Source organism: Streptomyces albofaciens JCM 4342 (assembly GCF_008634025.1).
Classification (GTDB): domain Bacteria; phylum Actinomycetota; class Actinomycetes; order Streptomycetales; family Streptomycetaceae; genus Streptomyces; species Streptomyces albofaciens.
Map to the genome: position 1 here is coordinate 3,081,693 of NZ_PDCM01000001.1, position 12,018 is coordinate 3,093,710.

The 12,018-nt window shown below is 70.6% G+C and carries 7 protein-coding genes; 5 read left to right on the forward strand and 2 right to left on the reverse strand.

Annotated features, from left to right (window positions below):
• The first annotated feature begins 180 nt into the window (after window positions 1–180).
• From metH to CP973_RS13870, 4 genes are all read left to right on the forward strand, one after another.
• Window positions 181–3,690 carry a methionine synthase gene (metH, locus tag CP973_RS13855; RefSeq protein WP_150240612.1) on the forward strand — a complete coding sequence of 1,170 codons (3,510 nt, stop codon included), beginning with the start codon at window positions 181–183 and terminating at the stop codon, window positions 3,688–3,690.
• Between the two features lie 160 nt (window positions 3,691–3,850).
• The gene (locus CP973_RS13860; protein ID WP_150240614.1) at window positions 3,851–4,552 is read left to right on the forward strand and encodes an HAD family hydrolase; all 702 of its coding nucleotides are present in this window, start codon (window positions 3,851–3,853) and stop codon (window positions 4,550–4,552) included.
• 373 nt (window positions 4,553–4,925) lie between these two features.
• The gene (locus tag CP973_RS13865; RefSeq protein WP_150240616.1) at window positions 4,926–6,536 is read left to right on the forward strand and encodes an ABC transporter substrate-binding protein; all 1,611 of its coding nucleotides are present in this window, start codon (window positions 4,926–4,928) and stop codon (window positions 6,534–6,536) included.
• A 134-nt stretch (window positions 6,537–6,670) separates the two neighbouring features.
• Complete coding sequence (locus CP973_RS13870) at window positions 6,671–8,263, forward strand: ABC transporter substrate-binding protein (RefSeq protein WP_150240618.1); 1,593 nt, start codon at window positions 6,671–6,673, stop codon at window positions 8,261–8,263.
• Between the two features lie 187 nt (window positions 8,264–8,450).
• On the opposite strand, the gene CP973_RS13875 is transcribed toward CP973_RS13870, so the two are convergent.
• Together CP973_RS13875 and CP973_RS13880 are read right to left on the reverse strand one after the other, a co-directional pair.
• Window positions 8,451–9,122 carry a response regulator gene (locus CP973_RS13875; protein ID WP_003981597.1) on the reverse strand — a complete coding sequence of 224 codons (672 nt, stop codon included), beginning with the start codon at window positions 9,120–9,122 and terminating at the stop codon, window positions 8,451–8,453.
• Between the two features lie 13 nt (window positions 9,123–9,135).
• Window positions 9,136–10,209, reverse strand: a complete 1,074-nt coding sequence (locus tag CP973_RS13880) for a RecB family exonuclease (RefSeq protein ID WP_150240621.1) — start codon at window positions 10,207–10,209, stop codon at window positions 9,136–9,138.
• Between the two features lie 192 nt (window positions 10,210–10,401).
• On the opposite strand from CP973_RS13880, the gene CP973_RS13885 reads away from it, so the two are divergent.
• A complete protein-coding gene (locus CP973_RS13885; protein WP_150240622.1) occupies window positions 10,402–11,712 on the forward strand; it encodes a site-2 protease family protein in 1,311 nt (436 codons plus the stop codon).
• Window positions 11,713–12,018: the final 306 nt, after the last annotated feature.

Consider the following 12,018-nt stretch of genomic DNA (forward strand, 5'->3'; position numbering starts at 1 on the left):
TGAACGATATCGGTGAATGCCGACCCTCCGGCAGCCGACCGACCCCTGTCAATGATCTTGGCCGAGTCCACGCCGTGGGACGGCCGGGCCCGCGGCGGCGCCGCCCGCTACCCTGACCGGGTGCGCCTTCCACCGGAAGACGCAAAGCCGACAGCCGTCGCAACCAGGGGAGCTACCTCCATGGCCTCGTACACGCCATCGTCCACCAGCACATCCCGTACCACGGCCCTCCGCGAGGCCCTCGCCTCCCGCGTCGTGGTGGCCGACGGGGCGATGGGCACGATGCTCCAGGCGCAGGACCCCTCACTGGAGGACTTCCAGCAGCTGGAAGGCTGCAACGAGATCCTGAACCTCACCCGTCCGGACATCGTCCGCTCGGTCCACGAGGCCTACTTCGCGGTCGGCGTCGACTGCGTCGAGACCAACACCTTCGGCGCCAACCACGCCGCCCTCGCCGAGTACGACATCCCCGAACGCGTCTTCGAGCTGTCCGAATCCGGCGCCCGCATCGCCCGCGAGGTCGCCGACGAGTTCACCGCCTCGACCGGACAGCAGCGCTGGGTGCTCGGCTCCATGGGTCCCGGCACCAAGCTGCCCACCCTCGGCCACGTCGACTACGTGACGCTGCGCGACGCCTACCAGCGGAACGCCGAAGGCATGATCGCCGGCGGCGCCGACGCGCTGCTCGTCGAGACCACCCAGGACCTGCTCCAGACCAAGGCCGCCGTCCTCGGCGCCCGCCGCGCCCTGGAGGCCACCGGCACCGACCTGCCGGTGATCTGCTCGGTGACCGTCGAGACCACCGGCACCATGCTGCTCGGCTCGGAGATCGGCGCCGCGCTGACCGCGCTGGAGCCGCTGGGCATCGACATGATCGGCCTGAACTGCGCCACCGGCCCCGCCGAGATGAGCGAGCACCTGCGCTACCTGGCCCGCAACGCCCGCGTACCGCTGTCGTGCATGCCGAACGCCGGTCTGCCCGTCCTCGGCAAGGACGGCGCGCACTACCCGCTGACCCCGGCGGAGCTGGCCGACGCGCAGGAGACCTTCGTCTCCGAGTACGGGCTCTCGCTCGTCGGCGGCTGCTGCGGCACCACCCCCGAGCATCTGCGCCAGGTCGTCGAGCGGGTACGGGGCACCGTCCCCACCGAGCGCAGCCCGCGCCCCGAGCCCGGCGCCGCCTCGCTCTACCAGACCGTCCCGTTCCGCCAGGACACCTCCTACCTGGCCATCGGCGAGCGCACCAACGCCAACGGCTCCAAGAAGTTCCGCGAGGCCATGCTGGAGGGCCGCTGGGACGACTGCGTGGAGATGGCCCGCGACCAGATCCGCGAGGGCGCGCACATGCTCGACCTGTGCGTGGACTACGTCGGCCGGGACGGCGTCGCCGACATGCGGGAGCTGGCCGGCCGCTTCGCCACCGCCTCCACCCTGCCCATCGTGCTGGACTCCACCGAGGTCGACGTCATCCAGGCGGGCCTGGAGAAGCTGGGCGGCCGCGCCGTCATCAACTCCGTCAACTACGAGGACGGCGACGGGCCGCAGTCCCGCTTCGCCCGGGTCGCCGCGCTGGCCCGCGAGCACGGCGCGGCCCTGATGGCGCTGACCATCGACGAGGAGGGCCAGGCCCGTACCGCCGAGCACAAGGTCGCCATCGCCGAGCGGATCATCGACGACCTGACCGGCAACTGGGGCATCCGCGAGTCGGACATCCTCATCGACTGCCTGACCTTCACCATCTGCACCGGCCAGGAGGAGTCCCGCAAGGACGGTGTCAACACCATCGAGGCGATCCGCGAGCTGAAGCGGCGTCACCCCGACGTGCAGACCACGCTGGGCCTGTCCAACATCTCCTTCGGCCTCAACCCGGCCGCCCGCATCGTCCTCAACTCCGTCTTCCTCGACGAGTGCGTCAAGGCGGGCCTGGACTCGGCGATCGTGCACGCCTCGAAGATCCTGCCGATCGCGCGCCTGGAGGAGGAGCAGGTCAAGGTCGCCCTCGACCTGATCTACGACCGGCGCGCGGAGGGCTACGACCCGCTCCAGAAGCTGCTGGAGCTGTTCGAGGGCGCCACCGCCAAGTCGCTGAAGGCCGGCAAGGCCGAGGAACTGCTCGCGCTGCCCCTGGAGGAGCGCCTCCGGCGCCGCATCATCGACGGCGAGAAGAACGGCCTGGAAGCCGACCTGGACGCGGCGCTCGCCGAGCGCCCGGCCCTGGACATCGTCAACGACACCCTGCTGGAGGGCATGAAGGTCGTCGGCGAGCTGTTCGGCTCCGGCCAGATGCAGCTGCCGTTCGTGCTCCAGTCCGCCGAGGTCATGAAGACCGCGGTGGCCTACTTGGAGCCGCACATGGAGAAGTCCGACGCCGAGGGCAAGGGCACCATCGTGCTGGCGACCGTCCGCGGCGACGTGCACGACATCGGCAAGAACCTCGTCGACATCATCCTGTCCAACAACGGCTACAACGTCGTCAACCTCGGCATCAAGCAGCCCGTCTCGGCCATCCTGGAGGCCGCCGAGGAACACCGCGCCGACGTCATCGGCATGTCCGGCCTGCTGGTCAAGTCCACGGTGATCATGAAGGAGAACCTGGAGGAGCTCAACCAGCGCAAGATGGCGGCGGACTTCCCCGTCATCCTCGGCGGCGCCGCCCTGACCCGCGCCTACGTCGAGCAGGACCTCCACGAGATCTACGAGGGCGAGGTCCGCTACGCCCGCGACGCCTTCGAGGGCCTGCGCCTGATGGACGCCCTGATCGCCGTCAAGCGCGGCGTGCCCGGCGCCAGCCTCCCCGAGCTCAAGCAGCGCCGCGTCCCCAAGCGGGACGTGCAGATCGCCGAGCCGGAGCCGGAGGAGGGCACCGTCCGCTCCGACGTGGCCACCGACAACCCCGTCCCCACCCCGCCCTTCTGGGGCACCCGCGTCGTCAAGGGCATCCAGCTCGCCGACTACGCCTCCTGGCTGGACGAGGGCGCCCTGTTCAAGGGGCAGTGGGGCCTCAAGCAGGCCCGTACGGGTGACGGCCCCTCGTACGAGGAACTGGTCGAGACCGAGGGACGCCCCCGGCTGCGCGGCTGGCTGGACAAGCTCCAGACCGAGAACCTCCTGGAGGCCGCCGTCGTCCACGGGTACTTCCCCTGCTACTCCAAGGGCGACGACCTGATCCTGCTCAACGAGGACGGCACCGAGCGCACCCGCTTCACCTTCCCGCGCCAGCGCCGCGGCCGGCGGCTGTGCCTGGCGGACTTCTTCCGGCCGGAGGAGTCCGGCGAGCGGGACGTGGTCGGCCTCCAGGTCGTCACCGTCGGCTCGAAGATCGGCGAGGCCACCGCGGAGCTGTTCGCCTCCGACTCCTACCGCGACTACCTGGAACTGCACGGCCTGTCCGTCCAGCTCGCCGAGGCGCTGGCCGAGTACTGGCACGCCCGCGTCCGCGCCGAGCTGGGCTTCGGCGGCGAGGACCCGGCCGACGTCGAGGACATGTTCGCGCTGAAGTACCGCGGCGCCCGCTTCTCCCTCGGTTACGGGGCCTGCCCCGACCTGGAGGACCGCGCCAAGATCGCCGACCTGCTGCGGCCGGAACGCATCGGCGTCCAGCTCTCCGAGGAGTTCCAGCTGCACCCCGAGCAGTCCACCGACGCGATCGTCATCCACCACCCGGAGGCCAAGTACTTCAACGCACGGTGACGCCGGGGCCCGCGAAGCCCCGGATGCCACCGAGCGCACCGCGGGCCACCGTACGCGGACGTACACTGGTCGGTCCGGTAGCGGCCGGTCGTCCTTCCCGCGCGGAAGGGCGGCCGGCCCTTTCGTCCCTCCGGGGACGTTCGACTACGGAGGTGCACGGATGACCAGCAGCATCCCCGCGGTAGGCACGCGTACGGCCGACGGCGCCACCCTCCAGGCCGTCTTCCTCGACCTGGACGGCACCCTCGTCGACACCGAGGGCTTCTGGTGGGAGGCGGAGGCCGCGGTCTTCGCCGAGCTGGGCCACGTACTGGACGACCACCACCGCGAGGTCGTCGTCGGCGGGCCGATGACGCGCAGCGCCGCGTACCTGATCGGCGTGACCGGCGCGGACATCGCCCTGGACGAGCTGACGGTGCTGCTCAACGCCCGCTTCGCGGAGCGCATCGCCCGCGGCGTGCCGCTGATGCCCGGCGCCCGCCGGCTGCTGGCGGAGCTGGCCGCGCACGGTGTGCCCACCGCCCTGGTCTCCGCCTCGCACCGCACGGTCATCGACCGGATGCTGCCCTCCCTGGGCCCGGAGCACTTCCACCTGACGCTGGCCGGCGACGACCTGCCCCGGACGAAGCCGCACCCGGACCCGTACCTGACCGCCGCCGCCCGGCTCGGGGTGGACCCGCGGCGCTGCGCCGTGGTGGAGGACACCGTCACCGGTGTGACGGCCGGGGAGGCGGCGGGGTGCCAGGTCGTCGCGGTGCCGTCGGTGGCCCCGATCGGCCCCGGCACCGGCCGTACCGTCGTCGGATCGCTCGAAGAAGTGGATCTCCCATTTCTGCGGTCGTTGATCACGGACGGCCGTTGACCCGGCCACCGAGCGTGCCCGGCGAAAAGGAAAGAAACTCTGAGCAGTGGGCCGCTCATTTTCCGTGACGAATGTACTGGCCGAATTCGTCCTGATGAACTCCCCAATCCGGGAGTGACGTTTCTCACGCGCCAGCCCGTCGACAGTTCGGCAGGCGCTCGTTCCGTGGGTGCTTTCTCCTGGTTTTCATGGGGGTATGTGTCCGGATTGATGGAGGCCCGTACGAATCGTTCCGCCGTCCGGATATCGGTCACCCGGCGGCCGTTATCCGGGCGTGATATCCGTTCAACTTGGTTGTGTCCCGGACGCCCTGGCCGTTCCTACTAATGTCATCGCGAGCAACACCTCTGCGCTGATAAGGAACCTGCCGACGATGAATCGCAAGACCTTGGTGCTGCCGGCCCTGGCCGGTCTGCTCGTCCCCACGCTCGCCGCGTGCGGCAGCTCGGACGGCTCCGGCGACGGCGGCAAGCCGATCAAGGTCGGCACCACCGCCCAGCTGGAGGCCACCAAGGACGCGCCCGCCCCGCTCGACCCCGCCCAGGCGTACGACGTCGACGCGTGGAACGTGCTGCGCGGCACCCTGCAGACGCTGATGCGCCTGCCGCGGACCGGCACCGCGCCGGTGCCCGAGGCCGCCGAGTCCTGCGGCTTCCGGGACACCCAGAACGAGCAGTACCGCTGCAAACTCCGCGACGGTCTGAAGTTCACCAACGGGCACGCTCTCACGTCCAAGGACGTGAAGTTCTCCATCGACCGGATGCTCGCCATCAAGTACGACCGCGGCCCCGTCTCGCTGGTGGACAACGTCGACAAGGTGGAGACCCCGAGCGAATCCGAGGTGGTCTTCCACCTGAAGAAGCCGGACGCCACGTTCCCGCAGAAGCTCGCCACCCCGGCGGCCGCCATCGTCGACAGCGAGGTCTATCCGAAGAACGGCCTCTACAAGGGCTTCGAGGTGGCCGGCTCCGGCCCGTACACCGTCAAGGTCGAACGCAGCGGAGAGCGCGTCAGCAAGGCCGTCTTCACCAAGAATCCCGAGTACAAGGGCGGAATCGAGGTGAAGAACTCCAGCGTCGAGATGAAGTTCTTCGACGACTCCGAAGGCATGGAGAAGGCGCTGCGCAAGGGCGACATCGACCTGGTGAACCGCAGCCTGGCGCCCGATCAGATCAAGGGCCTGGAGAACGCCCGGGACGAGCACGTCCGGCTGCAGGCCGTACCGGGCTCCGAGATCCGCTACCTCGCCTTCAACACCGACAACCCGTCGGTCTCCGACAAGGCCGTCCGGCAGGCCATGGCCCAGCTGGTCAACCGCTCGGCGCTGGTGCGCGACGTGTACTCCTACACCGGTGACCCGCTGTACTCCATGGTTCCCAAGGGCCTCACCGGCCACATCAACTCGTTCTTCACCAAGTACGGCAGCCCGAGCGTCCCCGCCGCCCGCAAGATCCTCCAGCAGGCGCACATCAACACCCCGGTGAAGCTCACCCTCACGTACACCACGAACCACTACGGCTCCAGCACCGTCAAGGAGTTCAAGGCGCTGCAGAGCCAGCTCAACCAGGGCGGCCTGTTCGACGTGAGCATCAAGGGCGTCGACAGCTGGCAGCAGTACCGCAAGGAGCAGAGCGAGGGCAAGTACGCGGCCTACGGCATGGGCTGGTTCGCCGACCTCCCGGACGCGGACAACTACATCGCGCCGTTCTTCGGCAAGGGGAACTTCCTCAACTCCCCGTACCGCAACAACAGGATCGAGTCCCAGCTGATCCCCGGCAGCCGCCAGCAGACCGACCGCAACTCCGCCGCGGAGCAGTTCAAGCAGGCCCAGGACATCATCGCGGACGAGGTGCCGATCCTGCCGCTGTGGCAGGGCAAGCAGTACGTCGCCGCCCGCGACGACATCACCGGCGCCGAATGGGCCCTGAACTCGTCCTCGGCCCTGCAGATCTGGGAACTCGGCCGCGGAGTGAGCAGCAACTGACGACGACTTCCGGCCGGCGCCCCGCGCGCCGGCCGGCTGCCGCACCCGACGGCGCGCACCACCACAACCGATGACGGCATCCGCCGGCGCGGACCACAACGCTTCACCGCCATACGACTGTGAGGAACACGCACGTGAGGAAACGCGACCAGTGGCTGGCCGCACCGCTGGGGGCAGGGCTCGTCGCCGCCCTGCTCAGTGGCTGCGGAACGGGTGACGGCAAGAGCGCCGGGACCGGCAACCCGGTGGTGATGGGCATGACCGACAAGATCGTGTCCATCGACCCCGCGGGCGGCTACGACCCGGTCTCCTGGGTGCTGTTCACCAACGTCTTCCAGTCGTTGCTCAGCTTCCCCAAGGGCGGCACGACGCCGGAACCCGAGGCCGCCGAGTCCTGCGGCTTCGCCGAGGGCGGCAGCACCGTCTACAAGTGCACCCTCAAGGACGGCCTGAAGTTCAGCAACGGCCACGCGCTGACCTCCGAGGACGTCAAGTTCTCCTTCGACCGGATCAAGCGCATCAACGACAAGCGCGGCCCGGCCGTGATGTTCGCCGGCCTGGAGAAGGTCGAGGCCCCCGACGCCAGGACCGTCGTCTTCCGCCTCAAGAACCCCGACGCGACCTTCCCCATGAAGATCGCCTCCGGCGCCGGCTCCATCGTCGACCACAACGAGTACGCGGCCGACAAGCTGCGCACCGACAACAAGGCCGTCGGCTCCGGCGTCTACACCCTGGAGGAGTACGACCCCGAGGACGAGGCCGTCTTCGGCGTCAACGGCTCCTACGACGGCCCCGCCAAGGTCAAGAACTCCGGCATGACCATGAAGTTCTTCAAGAGCCCGGACAAGCTCAAGAAGGCGGTCCAGGACGGCGCCATCGACGTCGCCTACCGCGGTCTGGACATGAAGGACATCGCCTCGCTGGAGCAGAAGTCCGCCAGCCAGAAGCACGGCATCCAGGTCGTCCAGGGCAACAGCGCCGAGGTCATGCACCTCGTCTTCAACCTGCGTGACCCGGTCGTCGGCAAGCTCGGCGTCCGCAAGGCCATCGCCCACCTCCTGGACCGCTCCACGCTGGTCCGGGACGTCTACAAGCGCACCGCCGAGCCGCTGTACTCGATCGTCCCCGCCGGCATCACCGGCCACAACACGGCCTTCTTCGCCAGCTACGGCGACCGGCCGCAGCCCGACAAGGCCGCCGCCGCCCTGCACGAGGCCGGCTACGGCAACGGCAAGAAGGTGCCGCTGACCCTGTGGGCGACCCCCGTCCGCTACGGCCCCGGCACCGTCCCGGCCTTCCAGGAGATCGCCCAGCAGCTCAACGCCAGCGGCCTCTTCGACGCCCAGGTCAAGAGCGTGCCCATCGAGGAGTACGAGAAGGGCGTCGAGGCCGGGAAGTACGGCGCGTACGTCAAGGGCTGGGTCCCCGACTACCCGGACCCGGACAACTTCACCCAGCCGTTCTTCGGCAAGGGCAACGTCCTCAACAACAACTACGACGCCAAGCGCATCACGAGCAAGCTGCTGCCCGGCACCGCCGGCCAGCCCGACCGGCAGGCCACCAAGCCCGCCTTCCGCGAGATGCAGGACATCGTCGCCGAGGACCTGCCCGTCATACCGATCTGGCAGGGCAAGCAGTACGCCGTCGCCGGCGAGAACATCGCCGGCCTCCAGTGGACGCTGGACGCCTCGACGGTCTTCCGCTTCTGGGAGATCAGCAAGGGCTGACGCCCCCGGACACAGCAACGGCCCGGCCCGCCACCGCTCCTCGGAGCGGGGCGGGCCGGACCGTTGCTGGGGGCCTCGTATGGCCGTATGGGATGTTGCCGCGGTACGGGCTGCTGCTGCCGTGTGGGCTGCTGCCGTAAGGCCGCGTCTGGACGTACGGGCTATTGCTGCCGACTGCCGTACGGGCTCACTGGGCGCCGGGGCGCACCAGACCGCTCTCGTACGCGTACACCGCGGCCTGCACCCGGTCGCGCAGCCCCAGCTTCGTCAGCACATGCCCGACGTGCGTCTTGACCGTCGTCTCGCTCACGAACAGATCCGCGGCGATCTCCGCGTTCGACAGCCCGCGCGCCACCAGCTTCAGCACCTCGACCTCACGCTCGGTGAGGGTGTGCAGCGTGTCCGGCACCGGCTCCTCGCCGGACGGCAGATGGCCCGCGTACTTGTCCAGCAGCCGGCGCGTGATGCTCGGCGCGAGCATCGCCTCGCCCGCCGCCACCACCCGGATCGCCTGCACCAGCTCCTGGGCCGGCGCGTCCTTCAGCAGAAAGCCGCTGGCCCCCGCGCGCAGCGCCTCGACCACGTACTCGTCCAGGTCGAACGTGGTCAGCACCAGCACCTTCGCCGGACCGTCCTTCGCCGGGCCGGTGATCTGCCGGGTCGCCTCGACCCCGTCCATCCGCGGCATCCGGATGTCCATCAGCACCACGTCGGGCTGCAGCGCCCGTACCTGCTCCAGCGCCTGGAGACCGTCCCCGGCCTCGCCGACGACCGCGAGATCCTGCTCGGCCTCCAGAATCATCCGGAAGCCGGTACGCAGCAGCGGCTGGTCGTCGACCAGCAGGACGCGGATTGCCACAGGAACTCCTTCGTTAGACCAGGTCCATTCTGCCCTGCCCCTCCCCGGACCCCGCCACAGGGAGCGCCCGCCCCCGGCCGGGCACCGGCAGCGGATACGGCGGGGGAGTACCGCCGAATTCCGGACACACCGCCTGGTGGTCGCACCATCCGCACAGCTTCGTACGGCGCGGGCGCCAGTCGCCGGTCTCGGTCGCCCGCTGGATGGCGTCCCACAGCGCCAGCAGCTTGCGCTCCACACCGAGCAGGTCCGCCTCGGTCGGGTCGTACGTCAGCACGTCGCCGCTGCCCAGGTACACCAGCTGGAGCCGGCGCGGCACGATGCCGCGCAGCCGCCACACCACCAGCGCGTAGAACTTCATCTGGAACAGCGGGCCGTCGGCGTACTCGGGTCGGGGCGCCTTGCCGGTCTTGTAGTCGACGAGGCGCACCTCGCCGGTCGGGGCCACGTCCACCCGGTCGATGAAGCCGCGCAGCTGGAGGCCCGAGTCGAGCACCGTCTCCACATACAGCTCGCGGTCGGCGGGCTCCAGACGGGTCGGGTCCTCCAGCGAGAACCACCGCTCCACCAGCGCCTCGGCGTCCGCCAGCCAGGCCGCCAGCCGCTCGCCCGCCGGGTCGTCCACGAACAGCTCGGCCAGCTCCGGCCGCTTCGCCAGCAGCTTCTCCCACTCGCCCGGCACCATCGCCCGCGCGCCGACGGCCGTACGCTGCGCCGCCGGGGCGTCGAAGAGCCGCTCCAGCACCGCGTGCACCACCGTGCCGCGGGTCGCCGCGGCGCTCGGCTTCTCCGGCAGCTTGTCGATCACCCGGAAGCGGTACAGCAACGGGCACTGCATGAAGTCGCTCGCCCGCGACGGGGAGAGGGAGACGGGGCGGGTGGCGGGGGAGGGGGCGGTGGCCTCCGGGGTGGTGGCGTTCCGCACGCCGGCCTCGGGCGCGGCGGCAGGCGCAGGCACGGGGGCGGTGGCCGCTCCGGCCGTCCCGCCCTCGTCGGTCCCTCCGGCCACCCCGGCCCCGCCGGTGCCGTCCTGCCCGCCGTCCCCGCCCGTGGCGTCCGGCGCGGCCTTCTCGGTGCTCGTTCCCATGACATACGACCCTACGGCCCGCCACTGACAGCTCCGGCAACCGAGGGATCACAATGGGAGACCGAGACGGGGCGTCGCGGAGCGTTCCGCATACCATCGACGCCAGACCCCTTCGCCCTGCATGATCGACAGACCGTACCGGACCGGAACCGGACGGACAGGAGCGAAGGCCGCAATCGACGAGGGGACGCCGTGGACGAGAGTGGGAAGCCGCAGGACCCCGAGGAGTCCGCGCACCCCCAACCGCCCAACCCGCCCGGACCGTCCGACCCGGCCCGCGGCGCCGGCCGCACGAGGCCGTCCGGAAACCGTCCCTCCCCGCAGCCGGCGCCCAAGGACCAGCCGGGGCGGCGCACCGGCGGCGGCATCCTCATGGGCCGCCCCTTCGGCGTACCCGTGTACGTGGCGCCCAGCTGGTTCATCGTCGCCGCGCTGATCACCTGGGTCTTCGGCGGCCAGCTCGAACGGGTCCTGCCGGAGCTGGGCGCGGGCCGCTACCTGGTCTCGCTCTTCTTCGCCGTCGCCTTCTACGCGTCGGTGCTCGTGCACGAGCTCGCGCACACCGTCGCCGCGCTGCGCTTCAAGCTGCCCGTCCGCCGTATCCAGCTCCAGTTCTTCGGCGGCGTCTCGGAGATCGAGAAGGAGTCCGAGACCCCCGGCCGCGAGTTCGTGCTCGCCTTCGTGGGACCGCTGCTCTCGCTCGTCCTGGCGGGGATCTTCTACGGCGGCATGGAGCTGGTCGAGCCCGGCACCGTACCGGGCGTCCTGCTCGCCGGGCTGATGATCTCCAACCTGATCGTCGCCGTCTTCAACCTGCTCCCCGGCCTTCCGCTGGACGGCGGACGGATGCTCCGCGCCGTCGTGTGGAAGATCACCGGCAAGCCGATGACCGGCACCGTCGCCGCCGCCTGGGTCGGCCGCGCGCTCGCCATGACGGTCCTGATCGGGCTGCCGCTGCTCACCCACACCGGCGCCCTGGGCAACGCCCCCACGGACCTCGGGGGCGCCGACTCGATCACCGACGCGCTGCTCGCCGCGATCCTCGCCGCGATCATCTGGACCGGCGCGGGCAACAGCCTGCGCATGGCCCGGCTGCGCGAACGCCTCCCGGACCTCCAGGCCCGTACGCTCACCCGGCGCGCCGTCCCGGTGGAGGCCGACACCCCGCTGTCCGAGGCCCTGCGCCGGGCCAACGACGCGGGCGCGCGCGCCCTGGTCGTCGTGGACCGCGCGGGCCGCCCCACCGCCGTCGTACGCGAGACCGCCATCGTCGGCGTCCCCGAGCACCGCCGCCCCTGGGTTCCCGTCAGCGGCCTGGCGCAGGACCTCAAGGACGGCATGCGCGTCTCCGCCGAACTCGCCGGCGAAGACCTCCTGGACTACCTGCGCGCCACCCCGGCCACCGAGTACCTGGTGGTCGAGGAGACCGGCGAGATCTACGGCGTCCTGTCCACCGCCGACGTGGAACGCGCCTTCGTGGCGGCCATGGCCCGCCCGTCCTGACCCGGCGCGCCCGGCGGGGGCCGGTGCACGGGGCCCGGCGCATGGGGCCCGGCGCACGGGGCCCCGTGCACGGCGCACGGCGCCTGGGGCCGTGCACGGGGCTTCCGGCGCGCCACGCCTGGGTAGGCCCCCGGTGGGGGAATGATCACGTTCGATTTGCCCCGTAGGAGGCCCACCACCAGGCCCACCGCCCGGCCCTCCCACCCGGCGCGCCTCCCCACCCGCAAGCTCGCCCACCCCCGCAGCCCTCCACCCCGCGGCCCCCAGTCCGCGGCCCCCACCCCGCGGCCCCAACCCCACCCCCTC

Excerpts from the sequence above, each read along its gene's own strand:
- metH (WP_150240612.1), top strand. The coding sequence starts at position 181 with ATGGCCTCGTACACGCCATCGTCCACCAGCACATCCCGTACCACGGCC.
- CP973_RS13860 (WP_150240614.1), top strand. The coding sequence starts at position 3,851 with ATGACCAGCAGCATCCCCGCGGTAGGCACGCGTACGGCCGACGGCGCC.
- CP973_RS13880 (WP_150240621.1), bottom strand. The coding sequence starts at position 10,209 with ATGGGAACGAGCACCGAGAAGGCCGCGCCGGACGCCACGGGCGGGGAC.
- CP973_RS13865 (WP_150240616.1), top strand. The coding sequence starts at position 4,926 with ATGAATCGCAAGACCTTGGTGCTGCCGGCCCTGGCCGGTCTGCTCGTC.